Raw genomic sequence first — 20,876 nt, forward strand, 5'->3', positions numbered from 1 at the left:
GATAGACGCTCATGTCCCAGCAGGCCCCGGTGATCATTTCTAGTGAGTCGCCTTTCGCCAGCAACGTGTTCGCCAAGCGGCATCCCGCGCTGATTGAACGGCTCACCGGGGCCTGGCCCTTCGAGCCCGGGCAACGGCAGGCGCTGTCCGAGCTCGCCGAGGAGGGCGTCCACGGCGTAATTCATCCGCTGCCCGACAGCGCCAGCGACTACCAGCTCTGGCACAAATGGGGGAGCGCCTACTACGGCCGCCGGTGGGCGGAGACGCCGTTCCTGTGGGCGGAGAGCTTCTTCTACCGGCGCCTGCTTGAGGCCACCGGCTTCTTCGAGCCCGGGCCCTGGCAGGGCGTCGATCTGTTTGCGCCGTTCAAGCAGGCCGAGCTCGCAGGCGAGGTGGTGTCAGCGGAGATCTCAGCGCTCGACGACGTCGCTGGCCTGGCCGACGACGAGCGTGGGCAGACGCTGCTCCTGTCGAGCCTGTGGGGCAACCGCGCCGATCTGGCGCTCCAGATCACCGCGGGTCGCGGTATCCAGGCCTCCGGCCTGGTGGCCGACAACAGCGAGCGCCTGTGGGAGCTGCTCCGTTCCGCCCCGGGCGGAACGGTTGCCATGGTTGCGGACAACGCCGGCTCCGAGATGGTCGCGGACCTGGTCCTCGTCGACCACCTGCTGGCAACCGGACTGGCTGGCAAGGTGGTGCTGCACGTCAAGCCGACGCCGTATTACGTCTCTGACGCCACACTCGGGGACGTCGCCGACTGCCTTCGGGCACTGCTGCTCGGCAAAGGCGAGGCCCACGCTGTCGGGGAGCGTCTGCGTGAGGCGGCGGCAGTCGGCCAGCTGCGGGTATGCACTGACGCCTTCTGGTGCGAGCCCTTCGACTTCGCCGCAATGCCGGCCTCCCTGCGGTCCGAGCTTGCGACCGCCACCGTGACCATCCTGAAGGGCGACCTGAACTACCGTCGGCTGGTCGGCGACCGCTGGTGGAAGCCGACAACACCGTTCACCGAGGCGGCAAGCTACTTCCCTGGCCCGGTCGCGACGCTGCGCACGCTTAAGTCCGACGTCATCGTTGGACTGAGGCCGAAGAAGCTGGCTGAGCTGGAAGACTCTGAGACTGACTGGCGGACCGCCGGCACGCACGCCCTGATTCAGGTGCGCCCATGACGTGCCACCAGGTCGTTGAGCCTGATGCCTCGTGTTTGTCTGGTCATCGGAGCTTCGTGCTGTCAGATCGACACGAACGATCGACGGCTGCGTGTGGCGCCCTCGGAAGGGGTAGGCTGGCTCCGCATTTGATCGACACAAAAGAATTCGCCGCCCGGACCTTGGACAAGTCCGGACGGCGCGAATGGATTAGCGCCCCCTGGCAGGGGCCCTCTCCGTGGTCAGACCTGAACTGTAGGAAGGTCGACGTGATGCAGCGTACCCGTACGCGCTCTCTGGCACACACGCGGCACCCCGCCGTGGATGCGATCCCTTGTGGGTCGCTCCGGCGGGGTGCCGTCGTTGTATTCGGATACACCTCTCCCCCGAAGGGGGTCGGTGTGGTGACTTAGACCATCGGGGGCGCCGGCCTTTGGCGAGGCCAGCAACCCCAGGGCCGCTTCCAGTGGGTGGAGCCACCGGCATGCGGTCTTACGTGATCCGCCCGATTTGGCGATCGGGCGATGGCCCCGAACGGGTCCCGGCTTGGCGGCTGGGACCCGGGAAGGGCGCAGTGCGGTTCTTGCGAGGAACCCGGCCCCCTGGGGGTCCGTCACCGACCCGTTGGAGCGGGCCGGCCCATCTGCCTTTGCAGCAGCTAACTAGAAAGGCTCTGCCATTTTGCAGCAGCTCAGCACCCCTTTCCAGTCTTCCCCGGCCCAGAGTGCCGCTGGCGTCGGCCGGGGTTTGGGCGCGTGTGGTGCCCCCGGGGAGGGGGGCGGTCCCTCCTCCCCCGCTGCTGCCTTGGCATTCGCTGGCGGACGGGTTGTCGGACGGGTTGTCGGACCGGCAGCGCGCGGTTCCAAAACCGTGACGCACATCACTAGTTCGGATGATGATGTCGAGGGGGGATTTGACCGCCCCTTGGGTGTAAGGGCGGCCCGCCGGTTCGTTCCCGGCCAGACTCCCGGTGGTTCCAGCGCGGTGGCGGTGGGTGGAGAAGCCGGCCTTGGCATTGGAGCCGCTGATGCTGCGGCTGCGGGCGGCGTCACTGCGGTGTCGGACGGCGTCTGCGGGTCGTTCGGTCCGGGAGTGTTCCTGTGATGGCGGGGGCTGTTGCCGGGGCCCGGGTGCCGCGTGCTCGCCGATCGCCTCTCGGATCGGTGCCTGGCCAGCGTTCGACGGGGTCCCGGTCGGCCGGTGGCCGCCGGTGGCTTCGTGCTGTCCCGGACCAGGCGGTGTCGCCGGAGGCGCTGCTGCTGGGCGAGCCGATGCGGACGCGACTGCAAGCGGCGGTGCACGCCCTGCTGGCCGACGAGTCGGTGGCCGGGCTGCCGGACGCCGCGCGCCTGGCGGCCGTGGTGGTCTACGCGAAGGGCGGGCTGGAGACCGGCTCGACGGTGCTGTGGTCGGGTGAGCTGGCCCGGTGGCTCGGCGTGGGCATCTCCATGGTCAGCCACAAGGTGCTCCCGCCCTTGCGGGCCCGCGGCGCGCTGCGAACCTCCACGGTCACCAACGAGCGGGGTGAGGCCGTTGCTCTCGACATGCGGCTGGAGCCGGTGGCGCGGCTGCGCCGTGCCCGCAATGTCCGGCATCCGCTGGCCCTGACCCGCAGTGAGCTCGCCACCCTGCTGCGCCTGTGCGAGGGGTTGTTCGGACCGGGTTGGGAGCCGACGGGCAAGGAGCCGACGCCGCCCGGCCTGCTGGCTCGGGTCGAGCGGAAGCAGCGGCACGGCGCAGCAGCCGACCGGCTGGCCCTGCTGTTGCTGGTGCTGTCGTGCCGGGAGAACGGCCGGCTGCGGCTGTGCTCCGGCTCGCTGGCGGTGCCGGAGCTCGGGCGCGGCGCGGCCACCTTGGCCCTGCTGCTGCGTGGTGGCGCGGCGCCGGTCACGCCGGAGGAGGCGGACCGGGTGCTGTCTCGGCTGGAGAGCGCGGGCGTGGTGGAGGTGGACCGGCTGGAGGGCTCGGCGCCGTCCGGCCGGGTGACGCTGCTGCCGGTGGCCGCGAGCTACGCGGCGGTGCGCCCCAGGAAGCGGCCTGCGCCGGTGCGCCCGGCTGCTCCGGAGCTGCCGGTGCCCCCCGAGCCGGAGCAGCCGCAGGCACAGCCAGCTGCTCCGGCGTGCCCGGCCGTGGAAGGCGTCCAGGAGACCGGTGCGGCTCTTTCGTCGCCCTCGGCGAGTACCGATGGGGATCTTGAAAGCTCCGAGGCGTCCGAAGAGCGCCAGTCAGGCGTTGGACCTGCGGAAATGCCTTCCGGAGCGGCCGGCGGGGTGGAGCCGGCGAGTGCCGAGTTCCACGCTCCCCACGCTCATGTGGTTGCTGTAGGTAGTGAAAGTGACGGTGAGGATTGTGGTTTTTCCGGCGCGAGCGCCGAGGGGGTGACCGCCCGTCGGCCGGAGCGCGCGGGCGCGCGCGAGGACCGCGAGATCCCGCTTCGCGGGGAACAGCGCGTGATCGAGCGCAAGGTGGGCGGCAAGGGCTCGGTGAAGGTCCGCTCCGGCACCGACCGGACGGTTGCCGCCGGGCATGTCGGCAGCCTGCTGACGGCGTTCGGAGAGCCCCGGGACCCGCGGCTGTCCGCCGTCCTGGCACCCGTCGCGGACGTGTGGTGGCGTATCCAGAACCCCTCCACCAGGGCATTCGTGCTCACCAAGGTCGCTGCCGAGCTGGACGCGGTCACGTTCTGGAGCGGCCCGTCGGCGGCCGTGGAGCTGCTGGCCGGGCGGTTGGACTTCCGCCGTCGGCGCCAGGGCGCGGTGCCGATCACCGATCCGGTCGGCTGGCTGCGGCACCGCGGCCTGCTGAAGGGCTCGGACTGCCCGGAGCGGTCCTGCGACGACGGGATCCGGCTCGACACCGGCCAGGACTGCACCGCCTGTGACCTGCGGATCTCCGACCGGCGCTCGATCCGGCTGATCCTGACCCGGCAGGTTGTCGCGGCGCTGCCCTCCGACGCGACCGACGAGCAGCGGCGGGAGGCGGTCGAGGCCGCGCTGGCCGAGCACACCCGCACCCGGCAGGAAGCGCTGGCCACCGCCCGGCACCGCATCGCCGCCGAACAGGCTCGCTGGGAGGCGGGCCGGCTGGAGCGCGAGGCCCGTACGGCCGAGGCCGAGCGGGCACTGCGGGCCCTGCCGTGCGAGGACTGCCACGCCCCCGACTCGGCCGGCCTGTGCGCCGACTGCCGGATCGACCGGGCCGTCACCCACGCGTCCCTGGAGTGCCTGGACCTGGCGCTGGTGTGCATCGACCCGGCCGTTCCGGAGGAGGTGGCGGCGGCCCGCGAGCTGATCGCCGGCGACCTGCGGCAGGCCCGCGAGCAGTCCCGGGCCAACGCGCTCGACGACCTCAACGGTGAGGAGCTCGGGGTCGACTCGCGGCTGATGGCGGAACTCGTCGCGGTCGAGGTGCTCCGCGACTCCCTGCAGGTCCGGGCCCTGGCCCACTGCGCGCTGCTGCCCGCCGCCGACCGGGAGGCGGAGGCCGTCCACGCGGCCGTCATGCGCTCCCGCCACCGGTACCGCACCCTGCAGGAAGCCGCCGAAGCAGCCTCCGAGCAGGCCCACCTCGCCCGTCACCGGGCAGCGCGATGGGTGTTCGACCGCCGGCTCGCCGACGCAATCCGCCGCCGCGAACAGATCGAGGCCACCGGGCGGACTGCGGCGGACCAGGACGCCGAGTGCGGCGTCAACGGCACCGGCCGGGCCCTGGCCCGGCAGGCGGTGGAGACCCGGCGCGCCGAGGAACTGGCCGCCGACCTCGACCGGGCGGCGCAGGAGTGCGTCGTTGTGGCGCTGGCCTTCTGGGCGGACCTCGCCGACGGGGCGTCCCGTCATCGGATCACCGAGCGGGCCGCCGTGACCCTGGCGGAGGTCCGCACCGAGGCCCGCGCCGGGCACGGGCACGGGCACGGGCACGGGCACCTGGACGAGTACGGTCGGGGCGTCGCGGAGTTGGACGCGGTACGCGACCTGGGCGAACTCTGGCGGGAGATGGCCCTGGAGGGCTTTGCGACCTCTGTTCGAGCACGCCGGGAGGCCGACGCTGTCCGTGCCGCCGTACTGGGTACCGCCCAGACCACCGAGAGTGCCGATCGGGACGCGCTGCAGGCCCGCGCGGACCGGGAGGCGCGGGTGGCCCGGCAGATCACGGCGGGCAAGGTGCTCGACCGGCGTGTCGCCGAGGCCCGCCAGATCCTGGCCCGCTCCGCCGGTCCCACCGGACCGGCGGGGACCGCAGAGGGCGGGCAGGCCGCGTGACCACCACCGACGGCACCGTCGAGAATCGGGAAGGGGACCGATCGATCACGACCATCACAGGCATGGCGAACACAGCCGCGGTGTGCTGCCAGGACTGCCCGTCCGACGTGACGGCCGGCCCATTGCACAGCCGACGCGGCCCCTGCTCGACGAGGCCGCTGCCGGCCGGGAAGCGATCCTGTGGCAGCGCTGCAAACCGGCTGGGTGAGCCCACGGACGCCTATCAGCCTGCAATCGAGGCCACCTCGACTACGGACGTCGGCGAGCCCGCCCACCAGCAGCGCGAACGCCACCATGTCGCCCCTGGCCGTCGCGGGCGCGACGCGGGCCGGAGCGACCCCTCCGCGCGTTCCTCATCCGCCCCAGACTGGATCGCGAAGTCGGCCTGACTCGCCTTCGGGTGCTGAACGGTGCGACCACGAGCGGAGAGTCACGGTGGGCCACTAGAGTGCAACGATGGCGGACGCAGAGACTCCACTGAACTTGGACGACCTCACTCAACTGATGCCGGAGATCCGGCCCGTCGACGAGGCTCCGCCGGAACTCGTGGCACTCGGCGAACGCTACTGGGCGCTGGCCGGCTTCACCGAAGACCCGCCCGTACCCGTCTGGTCCGAGAAAACCAGCGCGATCGACATCGCAGGCTGGGGTCGGCAGCACTACATCGTGGCCGCAGCCGGCGTACGCGCCACCGTTCCCGGGCGGGCCTGCGCCAAGTGCGCCGGCCCCCTCACCCTCACCTCGCGCAGCGCCTTCCAACAGGTTTGTCTCGACGGCACACCGGACTGCGTAGACTGCACCCCTTCCCTCACATCGGCGGCAAACGCCCTCATCAGCCCCGCCCGGCTGGCCAAGGTCCAGGCACAGCGGGCCGCTGCCGAAGCACGTCAAGTCGCCGACGAGGTCCACGAATTGTGGCGGCAGGAGCAGCGGGCCGTCGTCGACGAGCAGTACCCGGCTGTGTTTCCTTCGTCCCAGGAGCAGATCCCGGACTCATCCGTCAGGGAGATGCTCGGAGCGCTCGCCGTTCTGCGCTACGCGCCGAACACCACTCCTGTTGCCAGCCTCGATTCCTGGCCGGTATCGCTTCACCCGGACCCCGACGCCCACGTTCCGTTGATGGGAGAACTGGTTCGGTCAGGGCTGCTGGCGATCCACCCGTCGAGCCCGCTGAACGCCTTTGTTTGGGAACCGGCCTCCTACGAGGACGCCCTCGCCAAGGCCTCTGGCGACCTCCGCGCCGTCGTGCCCCCGGCACTCTCCGGATCCTTCTACCCCTTCCGGGCCTGCTACTTCGCGCCTTACGGCCCTAGCTTGAGCAAGTCGGCCGAGTTCCTCGACGTTCTCCTGATGAAGTCCCTGGACATCCATGCCCTGACTGCCGGTCAGCAGGACGACCTGCTCAAGGTTGCCCAGGAACTGGTGGCGGCCGAGGCGCTGCGGTACTTCCGGTGGCGGCTCGAGCACCTTCTTCTGCCCGTCGTACCGGACAATCACGCCGCCCGGCTGCACGAGGCATCCCTGAAGGTAGCTGGGCTTCGACCCCTGGGTGAGATCTACAACCTGGTCTGGCGAGCCACCCGAGCGGCGGCCGAAGCTGCCCAGGCGAACCCTCGCGCGCCGCGGGTCAACATGACCACCCACGCCGTCAACCACTTCGAGACACAGTCCCAGCGTGCCGTGGCGGAATCAGATTGGCTGATCAAGCCCTTCAACGAGATCAGCGGCCGGGGGCCGGCCGCCATGACTCGGACCTTGTTTTTTGGGCTGTTCAACAGCAACCCGATCGACACTAGCCTGCCCCAGCTCAAGAACCAGCTGCCCGCGCCCGCTCTCGAACCGCGCGCCCCGACCACTTCGCCGCAATCACCGTCTCCGAACTCGCCAATCATGTTCCCCCTGACCTGGCTCTCGGCATACCCCGGCCGCTGGAACCCGGACGACATGCCCGCAGCTCTCAGTCGGCTGAAGGATCGCTGGGCTGACACCGGAAAACCACGTGCCGGTCTCGGAGCCGTGGCGCACGCTTCCTTCCAACTCACCGTCCTTTTCAGCGGGCTCGCCCCGGTGATCGGACGGCGTGAGGCGGCGCTCGCTGTCGTTGCCGCGGTCCCGCACACCATTGGCCACGAAGCCGGCGCCGAAGAACTGGCCGCGTGGATCATCACCCAGCTGGGAGCGCTGCTGCTCGCCCCCTTCGGTCTGGACGGATTCCCTGGAGCACCGTACGTGGGGGACACCGCCACACCGGGGGGCTATGAGGAGGAAGAACCGCTGCCGACCCGGCGGATGCGAAGCCTCGACGATCCCGAAGTAGTCGAGCTGTCCAACCGTTACGTGACCCTGCTGAACGACCAGTTCGTCGAACTCGATCTGGAGGAGATCAGCCCCGCCTCGCGTGTCCAGTTGGGTGCTGAAGTCCGGGCTGAGGTCAAGGCGATGTTCAACTCCGGATACTCGTTCCCGCTTATCGAGGAGGCTGTGAGGGCCAGCTCCGCCGGGCTGGGCCGGGGTGTGTCTCGACACGTCCGAGGGTCTGGAGACCTTCGATACGACGCAGCGACGATCTGGCTTCGGGCCTGGCGCCGCTCGACAGTCGAACCGAAGCGTTGGACAGACTGGCCGTCCGTTGAGGAATGGGCGACCTTCAAGGAGAGCCTTGAGCAGGTTATCTCCGAAGAAACCGATCCAGTAGAAATCCTGCGGATGGCGCACAGCGCGGGTACCGACCAGTGCCCTGGACTGTGGCTTGCCGGCAGCGACTTCGAGCTGCCACCCTCGCTGCGATGAGGTAGCTCCCTGTCACCTTCAGGGCCATTGCAGTCGGCGTTTCCATCTCCCGGCACGACGCCTGACAAGGCCGGGCACCCGTACCCGAGCTGGACTACGTGCTGAATAGTCCCCGCCCGCCCCGCTGGACCGGGTCCGATCCGGCTCCACCTCAGACCGAGCCGTGGACCGCGGTTCCGCGACGACAGGGCCGGCCGGCGAGGGCACCGGGCTGTCGCCGTGATCCGGTCCAGGGTCCCGTCCTTCGAATCGGCGACGATGCAACTTCCGGCCACAACACAGTGCATGATGGTCAGTCACATCACCCGTCTGCGAGGGATGCTGACGATGCCACTGCCGCCGACAAGGGGACTGACCGCTGCCCGGCTCGACCCCTGGAGCCCGTCGAAAACACTCCGCGCGCACGCCACCGGGATGTGCACCCGCTGCGGGAACCCTGTCGAGTGGTACGACCGGTCCGGCGGCGGCCGCATCCCCATGCTCCTCGGCGAGTTCCCCGCCAAACGGGTCCCCTTCCAGTACCGCTGGTCGGTCGAGGGAGGAGTGGCCCGCCGCGGCAGCTACGGCCGTATCGATCTGAGGTGCCGCATCCCCCATCCCACGGTCTGCCCCAACGTGGACCACACCGGACTCGACCCAGTGATGCTGCCGATGGTCCAGGCACTGGCAGTACGGACCCGCAAAATGATCGAGAACGGCACGTTCACCCCGCCCGTCGACGGGAACGCCGACGAAGACGCGGCCCAGGAAGTCGAACCGGAGCCTCAGCCCGACGTCGAAGTACCGGCAGAGCGCCATGTCCTCGCTTGGGGCGGCCGGCTGCGCATCGCCCCGGGCCCCATCGACGACGTCCAGTGCGTCGCCTGGGACGACAACACCGACGACCGGTGCGAACGAACCCTCTTCGACATCGAAGAAGGCACCTGGGAACAGATCCCGGTGCCGCTGCCGCCTGGCCGCCGCAACCGCGGTCCCCGGGGCGCGATGTGGGTATGGGAACTCTCCCCGCTCGACTACCGCGACGCCCTGCGCTGGTTGCAGCAGCGCTGCACGGAACACAACGTGGGGGACGCCCCCGACGCGGTACCCACCGAGTTCGTCGACTTCAACGCCGACCGGCACGGCCGCTTCATCGTCCGCCGGCGCCCCGAGGGCTACGAGCGCCAGGTACCCGCCCCAGCCGCCGAAACCCCGGCAGCACCCCGGATCACCAGGTGCGCGGGCGACAACTGCAGCAACACCACAGTCGTCGCCGTCGGAACGGGCTGGCTCTGCTACAGCTGCGAACGCATCCAGCGCCGCCGCGCCGGAGTCCACCGGCGCTGGCAGCAGACCGGCGATGACACACCTCACCGCCGGCCCTGGGAGCAGCAGGAAGGACCGCAATGGTGAGTCCAACCCCGTACCTCCGGCCCGGAACCAACCCCGTCGTGTGGGTCACCGAGGCCTACCCCACGGTCCTGTGCGGCATCCTCAACCAACACGAGGGCGGGCTTCCGCGGGAAGTCCCCGAAATCATCTGGGAGCAGCTCCAGCAGGGCTATCGGACTCCCGCGCAACTGCGCAATCGGGTCGAGCAGCGCTGGTTCCTGCGCTACTCCAACCTCACTCGATCCGAGCTGCGCAAGCGGGCCGACGAGATCGCCATCGCGCTCGTCGTCCCGAGTCAGTGCCCGAACCCGGACTGCGAGGACGGTGTGCTTCTGACGAGCGCCCGGACCTGTGGCCGGTGCCTGCCTGCTCGTAGTGAGTTCCACATGCGCGCGGAGGACGTTCCGGACGGCCAGCGTTCCACTCCTGCTGCTGTCGCCGGTGCGGCGGCGGCGATCCGAGCCCGGATGCGCCAGGCCAACGGCTTCCCCCGGGATCGCCGGTCCCTGCCCGGTGGTCCGGTCGCGTCGAAGACGAAAGCGAAGCCGGAGAGGTACGTGCCGGCGCCCTACACCTTGCGCGAACCCGAGCTTCCGCCCGAGGACGAGCAGGTGCACGAGGCGGCTCCCCGGTGGCGCCTGCGCGAAGACGAGACCGTCCATCCAAACACCTGGTCCCCTGCCTCACCATTACCTTCGGAGTCCTGAACCGATGAACACCCCCGCTGTCGCCGTCACCGAAGTCCTGCTGGCCGACGGCTGGCACAAGGTCCGCACAGGCACCTACGTTGCCGCAAGCCCCGCTTCTGCCCCCGTGCCTCGGCGCCGCGGCCGCCGGATCCAGGGCCCTGTGCAGGCCCCGGTGTTCGCCTTCACCGCGGTCGACGGCAGCACCGTCACCGGCCCGTTGACTTCTGTCCTCGCGGTTCGTGCCACTCCGCCGTTGGTTGCGGAGGTCGTGGTGCAGTGGTGCGGTACCTGCAACGACGGGGAACCCACGGGCGAGCTGGGCCGGCGGTTCGTCCAGGTCGGCGACCGCAGCGCCCGCTGCCAGGAATGTGGGAAGAAGGCCCCGGCCGTGTCCGGGGAGCCCGAGTGGTGCAGGTTGTGCATCCACGCTGCCGCACGGTGGACGACCTGGAAGACCCAGAGCTCCGGGGCCAGCCAGAACATCCCGTGCCCGCGATGCCACCCCGATCCGCAGGCAGCACTCGCCCGGATCCCCGGAGCCCGTACAGCTTTCGAGGAGTATCTCGTATTCAGCGACATGGCCAAGGGGCCCGAGGCCTGATCGGCGCCAAGGCGATCAAGCCCTGCGCGCTGGCCACCACCATGCAGAGACAGTCGGCATCAGGACGTCACGCGCCTGATGATCGGTCGAACCGGCGGCCGCGCGGCCAGCGCCCCTACGGCAAGGTCGGGCAGCACACTTTGCACAGCCGGTAGTTGGCCCCGCCGCGCGGGCCGGTGCGTTCCTGGGTCCAGGCGGTGGCCTCGTCGGTGGTGAGCACCTGCATGCCGCCGCCGTGCATGCCATGGTGCGCGAAGTTCCGCAGCACGCGGACCTCCTCCTCCGCCAGGTCTCCCCACCCCGGGTTGTTGGCCAGCGGGCCCATGTACTGGGCCTCCGCACAGCCGGCGAGCCCGGGCGACGGGCCGAAGATTCCAGCGATCCCTTCGAGAAAGGAAGCACTTGTGCCCAGCACCAATGGCCAGGGCCAGCACCAGCACACCGCTACCGGGATTCCACAGCTCAAGCCGCAGCCCTTCAACACCGCCTGGCCCGAGATCAACGAGCTGCTCACCCTCAAGGCCGGCCAGGTGGTCGTAGTCGCCGGCCCCGCCAGCACCGGCAAATCGTTCTTCAGTCACACCATCGCGGCCCGCGCCGCACTGATCTTCGGCCGCGGCGCCGGAATCCTCAGCGCGGAGAACGACAGCCTTTTCGTCCAGCAGCGCCTGCATGCGGCGGAGTGCATGATTCCCATCCGCGCACTCACTGGTGCGGGCTCCACCGACCACCACGTCGACCTGCTGAAAGCCGCCTCCGACCACCTCACCCGCGCCCGGATCCTCACCTCCGGCGAGGCCTCGATCCGGCCCGCCCGGCTGCGCGCCATGCTCCAGCGCATGCTCTCCGAAGGATGGACACCGGGAATCGCCGTTCTCGACTACTACTCCGCCCTCGCCGAGGGCGTTCACTCCGACGTCTCGGAGGAGGCGCTGGCCGCCGTCGCCGCCCAACTGCCCGCCATCGCGGAGGAGTACGGCATCACCCTGTTTCTGGCCACCCACCTTCAACACCCGTTCGAGGACGAGAACCCGAAGCCCGAAAACATCCCGGTCGGCGCCTGGAGGATCGCGGACACCGTTCTCATGCTCCGCAACAACGGCACCGCCCCGCGCCGCCACATCACCGTGACCGTCGAGAAGTCCGCAGACAGCCGCACCGGGAAGTCTTGCGACCTGCACTTCGACGGCTGGTACGGCCGCTTCTCCAGCACGGCTCTCGAAGGAGGGCCCCACCTGTGACGCGCATCTGCTAGACCCTCCACAAGCAGCCGGTGATCTCGCCCTGCGCGGATGTTCACCTCGGTGACATCCGCCTGAAGCGGTGGGGCCGGTCCATACGCTGCCCCGTCAGGGAGCCCGGTTCGCGGCACGGTTGCCCCCCGCTCCGACGGCGCGCGCGGATAGGTGTGCGCCCCTTTCTGGCAAGGAGGAGGGGCAACGATTCTGCCAGCGGTGAGCGAGAATTGCTTTCGCTAAACCGATCGAACGATTTCACATGTTCGAATTCGCGCCAAAGTGTGAGCGTTCTTTTGTCAGGGGTGGTTCCTATCCTCCGGCCATGGCGAATGGCGTTTACCACACCGCGTACGGCATCGAGATCAACCTCACCATGCCCGACCTCGGGCACCCCGACCGGCCCGGACTTCTGCGGGAGATCACCACTCCGATCGATCGACGTGAACGTGAACTCCTCGAGTGTCTGGAGCATCACCGCGAAGGCTTCTGCCAGTCCGAGGAGGACGGTCGGTCCCCATGGATGGCGATCCGGCGCCGAACCATTGACGACGTGACCACCTGGGTGGCCGCCCACCTGCCGGTCCGCGGAATTCCGACCCCCGAGGAAAGCGACAAGCACAAGGCGATGAAGGAACGCATCGCGCGGGTGGCGGAGAAGCACGGACTGCGGGCCGAGGTCGAGGCACGGGCGACAGACGGGCGGATCCGCACCGACGTCCTCGTCACCGGCGACGCCGGCCGGATCGGCTGGGAGGCCCAGTACTCTCCAATCAGTGCCGAGACGGTCCGCCGCCGTTCACGGACGGCTGCCGAACACGAGATCGTCCCGCTATGGGTGACCAACAGCGCCGAGTCCGCCGTCATCGAGCGAGCGCCATGGGCCCGCGTCGATGACTTCAGCTGGAAAGAGATCGCTTCGACCACCGCGATGATCGTGCGCGGCGGGGTCCGCCACCTGCAGCAGTGGAAATGCCTGCGCAGCAGCGAACGGCCCTGCCCCGAGAACGGCAGCTTCTGCGGCCTCTTCCACGCCAAGTGGGACCTGGCCGCGCTGTGCCTGCCGGCCAAGCCACCCACCGAGGTCGACACACTGGTCGTCGCGAGCGCGGACGGTGAACTCGTACCTGCACGCGTCGCCGGGCAAAACGACCCACGCACTGTCACCCGCATGTGGGTGACCGCCGCGGACCGCGACCGATGGCACGACATGTACGGCAACCCGGACGAGGACGACTCGGACACCCAACAACCCCTCGACAACGACATCACCTACACCCACCAGGACCTCGATCCCACCTGCCGCTACGGCGACGAGACCTTCGTTCCCCGCAACACCCCCCGGCCTCGGCGCGACACACCCGCCAGCGCTGCCCTCCACACCTTCGCTGAAGTCCCCCGGCGACTGTTCACCGTGCCACGACAGGAACACCGCCTGAACGTCACCGAGGCCCAGCGCTGCGCCGCCGCTCTCACTCGGGGCTGCGAGCCCTGGCAGATTGGCCCGTGCGCCGGCTGTGGCGAACCGATCCACCGATACGGCGATGGCGGTATCCACGCCTGCGACCCGTGCCGGGCGAGGATCATCCGGAGGTGAGATGCAGCCGGCCCCTGGCCCTGGCGGTGGGCGTGCGGGGCGGCTCGCCGAAGACCGTGCTCAGTGGACGTTCTGGGTGAGGGAGGCCACGAAGTGCAGGATGGCCCAGCCGACAGGGGTTGCGGCGATCAGGACGCCGAAGATGCTGGTCGACATCGCTCGCCACCTCGCCATCGACCACCTACCCGGCCCTTCTCGCGATGACCAGGGAGGAAGCGCTGTCCTGGGTGAAGGAACACACCGGTCCGAAGGGCAGGAAGAACTACAAGTTCTGCCGAGTCTGCGTCCCCGAACCCTGATCCCTGCCGACCGCTCCAGTACCCGCCCGCCAACCGCTACCGTCGAACCTACAGCCCGTCGCCACGGCGGCCGCCACCACCGAGGAGGACCAGGTGACCACCCAGCCCGACCACCAGGCCCCAGCCGCTCCCAGGCCGGCCACCCTGCACGAACTGCGCACCGCCCTGTCCCGCTACGGCCTGCCCGGCGACCGCGAGCGGTTCGAGAAGGACCTGGCCGCCGCCCTCGACGCCTCCCCGATCGGCGACCTCGCCGCCGTCACCGAAGTCGCCGCCACCTACCGCCACCGCCTCGCCCTGCGCACCAACCCGGACGCGATGGACTCCCTGGCCGCGCCCATCGGCGGCCAACAGTGGACCCCGGCCGCCGACGTGTTCGCCCGCCTGCGAGCCGCCGGCGGCGACCGGTGACCGGCCAGCCCGACCAGCAGCAGCCGACCCCGCTGCACGTCTTCCTCTCCGACGCCGCCGAGCACGCCCTCGCCGCCCTTCAGCCCGGCGAGCTGGACGCGGTGGAGAAGCTGATCGAGCGCCTCACCGTCCACCCGCGGCTCGGCATCCCGGTGCCCGGCGGCACCGACCCCGAGGTCGACGACTACACCGCCCGCACCGACCCGGCCGCCGACACCGGCGACCGCATCAGCGTCGTCTACCGGTACCACGAGGCCATGTCGTCCGTGTTCGTGACGTGGATCATCGCGGGTCCCTGACCCGGGCCGGCCTTCGCCGTGGGGTGCACCGCTCCCGGCGATTTGCGCATTGCCCCACCCAGGCACCCGGTTCGGTGGCACGATGAGATGTCCATGGTCAGACGCCTATTGGGGGGTTGTCGTTGCCGGGTGACAAGCGGCGGATCCAGACGGCGGTACTGGGCGGCGCGGATTCGGAGGAGCCGCTGATCCTGCCGCTGGAGGCGATCGAGTTGGACGCCTTCCGCCGAGAGCACACCGAGGACACCTTCTGGTGCGGGTTGCTGCTCGGTGGCTGCGGTACCCAGCTCACCACGAAGCTCTACACCGACCGCGTCTGCCACTTCGCGCACCTGCCCGATCCGACCGGTTTGCACGTGTGCGAGCGTCGGGCCCGGGACGTCTCCAGTGCCGACCACCTCTACGTGAAGTCCGCCGCCATCGCCTGGCTCCTCGACCAGGACCACCCAGGCGCCGTCCACCTGCGCGAGCCGCTCGGCTCCGTCGTCGACATTGCCTGGGAACACGGAACCCGCGGGCTGCGCCTGCACCTGGACGGCGCGGTGGCGCCGGTGTGGGACGACGACCTGATCGAGCCGGTCCTCGGCGCGACGGTACCGGTCGATGTCGACACGCTGGTCCGGCGCCGGTACGTGCACCGGGTTCGGTTGGACAGCGCCGGCACCTCCCGCCGGGTGCGCATCGGCACTCAGGCCCCCGCCCGAGACACCGAGTGGTTCGGCCTCGACGAGTGCCACATGTCTCCAGATGGCTTCCGCACCCCCGCCGTGGAGGAGATCCTCGCCGCTCGCAGTGTTCCCCGCCCCGGCGGCACTGGATATCGGCGGGCGGCGGGGACGCCCAACACGGCGGCCCGCGCCAAGGCGCTGCTGCGACGCCTCGCCAACGGCCGCAAGCTCGGGTCGGTGGTGGTCGTCACCGGCATCGTCGAGGAGATCCGCTCCCTGGGTCCGCTCGATCCGCTGATCCGCTCCCAAGTCGACCAGGCCCTCCAGGACCTCGACCAGTGGTTTGCCGTGCAGGCCAAGGCCCGCCAGGACCTGTTCGCGCGCATCGACCAGGCCGTCCGGGACCAGGAGAGCAACCGAGTGCACCAGCTGCTGCTGCTCGCCAACGCCACGGCCTCCCACGAACGCACAACTTCCGAGGAGACGACCGTGGCGGCCGCCGCGGAGCACCTGGCCGCCACCACCGCGCGTGGCCGGACGGCGCTGCAGGGTGAGGTCTGGTTCGCCCAGCAGCGGGTGGACAAGCTCCTCGCCAACCTCGAAGGCCGGCGCACCATGATGACCGCCGAGATGTGCGGGCTGGTGGATCGGCTCGTCCGGGAGGCGGCCATCGTCGGCGACGCGCTCGACCCCGGGGACCAGGCGCTTATCGAACGCTGGGCCGCCCGGGCCGAGGCCAGCAACAATCAGGCTGAGGCGCGGGCCGCTCGGTACCGCCTCGTACGCGGGTCGTGGACCCCGAAGGAGAAGGTCTCCCGCCGGTTGTGGATCGCACGCTCCTGCCCTCGCTGTGGCGCGGAAGCTGGGCAGAACTGCCATGCGACCGGACTGTTGGGGCCCCACGACGAGCGGATCCAGCCGATCCTCGACGAACGAAGGGCCCGCGGACTGCGGGGAACCTGCCCGGCCTGCGGCCAGCCCCCCGGTGAAGCGTGCACCACCACGAACGGCGGCCCGCACACCGAGCGCATCGCCCGCAAGAACAAGGCCGCCGGCGGAACACCGGACGGTCCCCGCGAGAAGTAGCAGGCGAAGCAACTCCCACGGCGGTTCTACCAGCCGTCCATCGCCCGGACGTCCCCGGAGATCGCGTAGCGGCGGCAGGCGAGGATCTCCTCCGTGCCGATCCCGATGTCGTTGGCGACCCGGGCGAGGACGTCCTCGGCCTGGCGGTCGCCGACGTAGGCCGGGACGGTCTCCAGTGCGAGGACACCGATGCGGTGCTGGGCGGCGCGGTGCTGGGCGACCAGGTCGCGGCCGACGCTCACGTGGCGGCGCCAGGTCTCTGCGGTGAAGCCGTCCGGGGTCGGTCCGGTCTCCAGCTCAGCGGCCGGGATGTCGGGGCGGGCGCGGACCTCGGCGACCGCCGCGGCGACGATCCCGCCGACCGCCTCGGCGGGGAGTACGGCGCCGTCGGCGTCCTGGTGGGCGTCGGTGAGGCGGTCGACGATCAGGTCGGTGAGCTCGCTGACCCGGCCCTTGAGGTCGACGACCGTGCGCACCGGCAGGACCAGGTCGGTGCTGTCCCACGCGTGGGACACCCCGAGCTCGGACCGCACGGTGGTCTCGATCGCCTCGGCGACGGACGCCAGGTCGAGCAGCCGGTACGCGGTCGAGCGGCCGATGCCGAACTCGGCGAGCGCGTACGCCGACCGCGACGGATGCCCGAGTACGGTCCAGACCCGGGCCTGGTGGGCGGCTCGGACCCGGCGGGCCAGGACCAGGACGGCGGTCCGGACGTCCTCGATCGCGGTGCGCAGCTGCTCGGTGAGCTCCCGGGCCCGCGCTTCGTCGACGGGCTCGGCCTGGTCCTGGTGCTCGCTGTCCATGCCCGGATCGTTCCCCTCGGTCGCGTCCGGGGAACGCGTGGGCCGGAGTGACGGGAACGCTGCCATCACTGTCCGGGGTCGAATCGTCGCCCATGGTTCTGGCGGGGCATCGGATCTTGCCGGATCGCCCATCGCCGCGAGGCCGGCAACCCGGAGATGGGAGGGCTTGGCTCGACTGGGGGGTTCGCGTCGGCAACCCTATGTCGAGTTGCGACATTCGAATGCGCTACCCTATGTCGAGACGCGTCAGAGCCCTGGCGTGCGACCCGACATCGCGTTGCGAGGCATGCGGCAGCTCGACACCGACACCACACCGGAGGCACACCACCATGAAGGTCAAGATGACGATGGCGACGGCGAAAGTGCTGCGCCTGTTCGTCGAGGAGCCGACCACTGAGCGGTACGGCTGGGAGATCATGCAGGCCACCGCGTTGGGGAGCGGCAGCCTGTACCCGATCCTGGCCCGCCTGGAGCGGGAAGGGGTCATCGCCGGCGCGCAGGAGGACATCGACCCGAAGGCCGAGGGCCGACCTGCTCGCCGCTTCTACACGATCACGGGCGAGGGGCTGCGGGTCGCCCGCCAGGCCCTCGCCGAACTGCACGAGATCACCCGGGTGCCCGGTTTCGCGGGGCAGCCCGGCCTGACTCCACAAGGAGGATGAATGAGCGCAATCCAGGGGGGCAAGGCCGCTCTCCTGATCGGCCTGCCGGAGTCGGGGTACCTACCCCGGCAGAGCATGGTTCCGACGCATGGGGGGCCGCCGAGCGTTGACCTCTCAGGACTGCTCCACGCACTCTCCGCATTACCCGTGGGCGAATGGATCGTGGCCATGGCCTGCGCGATGATCGCGGCCATCGCCTACGAAGCGGCCGTCAAGGTTCTCAAGGAGACCAGGCAGGTCACCCTGATGCTGCCGGCCCTGCTGCTGCGGCTGACCCGGCTGACGACGAGCCGCGCGAAGTACCGCCTGCTGTACGAGCGGCAGTGGTACCCGGACCTGTACGACCTCCTCACCGACACCCACCACGCGGCGTTCGCCCGATACGTGAAAGGCCTGCGGTTCTCGCTCGCCCTGGTGCTCGGCGGAGCGATCCGCGCCGCCCGGCAGACACAGACCCCGGTTCGGCGGACACATCGTCGCTCCGACCGCCCCGTCCGGATGCTGGTGAGCGGCACTGTCGCCGGCTATACGGGTGCGAAGCTGGCCGGCGACAGCAGCTCCTACATTCTGAAGGCACTCGCCGCCATGGCTTCCCTCGGTGCGATCGGCATCACGGTGGCGATCTGGCGATTCCACCGACGACGGCCCCAGCGGCGCAAGCAGCGGCCGTAAAGACAGGCCGTCGAGGCCCACCCGCCGACGGCGGCCATGTCCTCGCGCCGGCGGGCGCCGTGGGCACCTCGCCGGGATACGGAGAGACCGTGACCAAGCGTCAGACCAACGCGGGCTAGTGCTGTGACCGTATAGGTTCGCCGGGTTGGCGCTGTCGGGCCATCGGCCGGTTGGATGTCGCGAGACGTTCAGCTCGGAAGGGGAGCGATGGCAGAGCCGGTCAGGGTCCGCAGACTCACGGACCATGAAGGACAGCAGTTACAGCGGATCGTGCGACGAGGCAGTACCAGCTCGGTGCGGTATCGGCGGGCGATGATGCTGCTGGCCTCGGCCGGTGGGAACCGGGTGCCGGTGATTGCCCGGCTCGTGCTGGCGGACGAGGACACGGTGCGGGACGTGATCCATCGGTTCAACGAGATCGGCCTGGCCAGCCTGGACCCTCGGTGGGCGGGAGGCCGTCCCCGCCTGCTCAGTCCTGACGACGAGGACTTCGTCGTTCAGACGGCCACCACCCGCCCGGCCAAGCTCGGGCAGCCTTTCACCCGCTGGTCCATCCGCAAACTGCTGGCCTACCTGCGTCGGGTTCACGGCCGGGTGATCCGGATCGGCCGTGAGGCCCTGCGCTGCCTGCTCGCCCGACGCGGTGTCACCTTTCAGCGCACCAAGACGTGGAAGGAGTCCACCGACCCCGAGTACGACGTCAAACTCGATCGGATCGAACACGTCCTGGACCGCTTCCCGGACCGCACCTTCGCGTTCGACGAGTTCGGCCCGCTCGGCATCCGGCCCACCACGGGCAGCTGCTGGGCCGAACAAGGCAAGCCGAACCGGCTGCCCGCGACCTACAAGCGGACCCACGGCGTCACGTACTTCCACGGCTGCTACTCCATCGGCGACGACACCCTGTGGGGCGTCAACCGCCGCCGCAAGGGCACCGCGAACACCCTGGCCGCACTCAAGTCGATCCGCGCCGCCCGCCGGGACGGCGCCCCCATCTACGTGATCCTGGACAACCTCTCCGCCCACAACGGCAAGAAGATCCTCCGCTGGGCGAAGGACAACAACGTCCACCTCTGCTTCACCCCGGCCAACGCCTCCTGGGCCAACCCGATCGAGGCCCACTTCGGCCCACTGCGGCAGTTCACCCTCGCCAACTCCAACCACCCCAACCACACGGTCCAGACCCGCGAACTGCACGCCTACCTGCGCTGGCGCAACGCCAACGCCCGCCACCCCGACGTCCTGGCCGCACAGCGTCGCGAACGCGCCCGCATCCGCAGCGAGAAAGGCATCCGCTGGGGCGGCCGTCTCCCGACGCGTGCCGCGTGATCAGTCACGTCTGCGGGGAACAGGACAAAACTCAATGGCGAGGCCGCCCACCTCATGCTGGAGTGGGCGGATGGATCATGAAGAAGTGCTCGCCCTGTTCGACCGCCAGATGAGGCGCGACGCGCAGCCCGACAGTGCCGGAGCCCGCGTCGAGCGTGACGGCGACGTCGTGCGGCAGGTCGGCGAGGATCACGACTGGAACGGCGTCCTCTGGTCGGACCTCGACGATGCCACGGCGGATGCGGCGATCGCGGCGCAGGTGCGCTACTTCGGCACACTGGGGCGCGAGTTCGAGTGGAAGGCATACGCCCACGACCGGCCCGGCGATCTCGGGAGGCGGCTGCGGTCGGCTGGGTTCACAGCCGAGCCCGAGGAAGCGGTGATGGTCGCCCGGATCCAGGATCTGCCGGCCGACATCGCGCTGCCCGAGGGCGTCCGCCTGCTCTCGGTGACCGATCCCGCGGGAGTGGATCTCGTGGTGGACGTCCACGAGCAGGCCTTCGGCACCAGCGGCGCCGGTCTGCGGCAGCGGCTGCTCGCCCAACTGACCCAGGACTCGGAAACGGTCAGCATGGTCGTTGCGATGGCCGGCGACCTGCCCGTCTGCTCGGCGCGGATGGAACTGAACCCGGGCACGGAGTTCGCGGGCCTTTGGGGCGGCGGCACTGTGACCGCCTGGCGAGGCCGGGGTATCTACCGGGCCTTGGTCGCCCATCGCGCCCGGATCGCCGCCGGCCTCGGCTACCGCTACCTTCAGGTCGACGCAACCGACCAGAGCCGCCCCATTCTGCAACGACTCGGGTTCGCCATCCTGAGTACCACGACTCCATACGTCTACCCGCCCCAGCGCAACGACCGCGTAGCGTAGCGCGGCAACGCGGCCATCGGGCACACCCGGTGAACCTTCTCGGTCACAGCACTAGCAGGCCCGCGCCCTCGCCGAACGGACTGGGCGCAGCT

The 20,876-nt window shown here is 69.9% G+C and carries 17 protein-coding genes; 15 read left to right on the plus strand and 2 right to left on the minus strand.

The window, feature by feature from the left end; translation table 11 throughout:
* The first annotated feature begins 11 nt into the window (after positions 1–11).
* The 6 genes from ACIQF6_RS34000 to ACIQF6_RS34025 all read left to right on the plus strand — a co-directional run bounded on the left by ACIQF6_RS34000 (position 12) and on the right by ACIQF6_RS34025 (position 10,855).
* Positions 12–1,166 (plus strand): damage-control phosphatase ARMT1 family protein, encoded by a 1,155-nt coding sequence (locus ACIQF6_RS34000; protein WP_400902121.1) that lies wholly within the window; start codon positions 12–14, stop codon positions 1,164–1,166.
* A 1,217-nt stretch (positions 1,167–2,383) separates the two neighbouring features.
* Positions 2,384–5,404, plus strand: coding sequence for a hypothetical protein (locus tag ACIQF6_RS34005; protein WP_400902124.1), 3,021 nt, complete (start codon positions 2,384–2,386; stop codon positions 5,402–5,404).
* Positions 5,405–5,860: 456 nt separating this feature from the next.
* Complete coding sequence (locus ACIQF6_RS34010) at positions 5,861–8,194, plus strand: hypothetical protein (protein WP_400902127.1); 2,334 nt, start codon at positions 5,861–5,863, stop codon at positions 8,192–8,194.
* Positions 8,195–8,452: 258 nt separating this feature from the next.
* Positions 8,453–9,586, plus strand: coding sequence for a DUF6083 domain-containing protein (locus ACIQF6_RS34015; protein WP_400902129.1), 1,134 nt, complete (start codon positions 8,453–8,455; stop codon positions 9,584–9,586).
* A 38-nt stretch (positions 9,587–9,624) separates the two neighbouring features.
* Positions 9,625–10,272 (plus strand): hypothetical protein, encoded by a 648-nt coding sequence (locus tag ACIQF6_RS34020; RefSeq protein ID WP_400902131.1) that lies wholly within the window; start codon positions 9,625–9,627, stop codon positions 10,270–10,272.
* Between the two features lie 4 nt (positions 10,273–10,276).
* Positions 10,277–10,855 carry a hypothetical protein gene (locus ACIQF6_RS34025; RefSeq protein WP_400902134.1) on the plus strand — a complete coding sequence of 193 codons (579 nt, stop codon included), beginning with the start codon at positions 10,277–10,279 and terminating at the stop codon, positions 10,853–10,855.
* 115 nt (positions 10,856–10,970) lie between these two features.
* Here the strand turns inward: ACIQF6_RS34025 and ACIQF6_RS34030 are convergent, their stop codons facing one another.
* Complete coding sequence (locus ACIQF6_RS34030; protein ID WP_400902136.1) at positions 10,971–11,180, minus strand: hypothetical protein; 210 nt, start codon at positions 11,178–11,180, stop codon at positions 10,971–10,973.
* A 79-nt stretch (positions 11,181–11,259) separates the two neighbouring features.
* On the opposite strand from ACIQF6_RS34030, the gene ACIQF6_RS34035 reads away from it, so the two are divergent.
* The 5 genes from ACIQF6_RS34035 to ACIQF6_RS34055 all read left to right on the plus strand — a co-directional run bounded on the left by ACIQF6_RS34035 (position 11,260) and on the right by ACIQF6_RS34055 (position 16,450).
* On the plus strand, positions 11,260–12,096 hold the full coding sequence (locus ACIQF6_RS34035) for a DnaB-like helicase C-terminal domain-containing protein (protein WP_400902139.1): 837 nt from the start codon (positions 11,260–11,262) through the stop codon (positions 12,094–12,096).
* Positions 12,097–12,415: 319 nt separating this feature from the next.
* Positions 12,416–13,687 (plus strand): hypothetical protein, encoded by a 1,272-nt coding sequence (locus ACIQF6_RS34040; protein WP_400902142.1) that lies wholly within the window; start codon positions 12,416–12,418, stop codon positions 13,685–13,687.
* A gap of 392 nt (positions 13,688–14,079) precedes the next feature.
* Entirely contained in the window at positions 14,080–14,397 is a 318-nt protein-coding gene (locus ACIQF6_RS34045) for a hypothetical protein (protein ID WP_400902144.1), read from the plus strand.
* Positions 14,394–14,696, plus strand: a complete 303-nt coding sequence (locus tag ACIQF6_RS34050; protein ID WP_400902146.1) for a hypothetical protein — start codon at positions 14,394–14,396, stop codon at positions 14,694–14,696. The genes ACIQF6_RS34045 and ACIQF6_RS34050 overlap by 4 nt, the downstream gene beginning before the upstream one ends.
* A 122-nt stretch (positions 14,697–14,818) precedes the next feature.
* Complete coding sequence (locus ACIQF6_RS34055) at positions 14,819–16,450, plus strand: hypothetical protein (protein ID WP_400902148.1); 1,632 nt, start codon at positions 14,819–14,821, stop codon at positions 16,448–16,450.
* Between the two features lie 26 nt (positions 16,451–16,476).
* On the opposite strand, the gene ACIQF6_RS34060 is transcribed toward ACIQF6_RS34055, so the two are convergent.
* Positions 16,477–17,253, minus strand: coding sequence for a hypothetical protein (locus ACIQF6_RS34060; protein WP_400902151.1), 777 nt, complete (start codon positions 17,251–17,253; stop codon positions 16,477–16,479).
* 329 nt (positions 17,254–17,582) lie between these two features.
* Here ACIQF6_RS34060 and ACIQF6_RS34065 point away from each other — a divergent pair, with 329 nt between their 5' ends.
* From ACIQF6_RS34065 to ACIQF6_RS34080, 4 genes are all read left to right on the plus strand, one after another.
* Positions 17,583–17,915 carry a PadR family transcriptional regulator gene (locus ACIQF6_RS34065; RefSeq protein WP_400902154.1) on the plus strand — a complete coding sequence of 111 codons (333 nt, stop codon included), beginning with the start codon at positions 17,583–17,585 and terminating at the stop codon, positions 17,913–17,915.
* Positions 17,916–18,062: 147 nt separating this feature from the next.
* On the plus strand, positions 18,063–18,587 hold the full coding sequence (locus ACIQF6_RS34070) for a hypothetical protein (protein WP_400902157.1): 525 nt from the start codon (positions 18,063–18,065) through the stop codon (positions 18,585–18,587).
* Between the two features lie 207 nt (positions 18,588–18,794).
* Positions 18,795–19,916, plus strand: coding sequence for an IS630 family transposase (locus ACIQF6_RS34075; protein ID WP_400902159.1), 1,122 nt, complete (start codon positions 18,795–18,797; stop codon positions 19,914–19,916).
* A gap of 70 nt (positions 19,917–19,986) precedes the next feature.
* Positions 19,987–20,784: a GNAT family N-acetyltransferase gene (locus ACIQF6_RS34080; RefSeq protein WP_400902163.1), complete on the plus strand. Its 798-nt coding sequence runs from the start codon at positions 19,987–19,989 to the stop codon at positions 20,782–20,784.
* Positions 20,785–20,876: the final 92 nt, after the last annotated feature.

The sequence above is a fragment of the Kitasatospora sp. NPDC092948 genome (genome assembly GCF_044754805.1).
In the GTDB taxonomy this organism is placed as follows: Bacteria; Actinomycetota; Actinomycetes; order Streptomycetales; family Streptomycetaceae; genus Kitasatospora.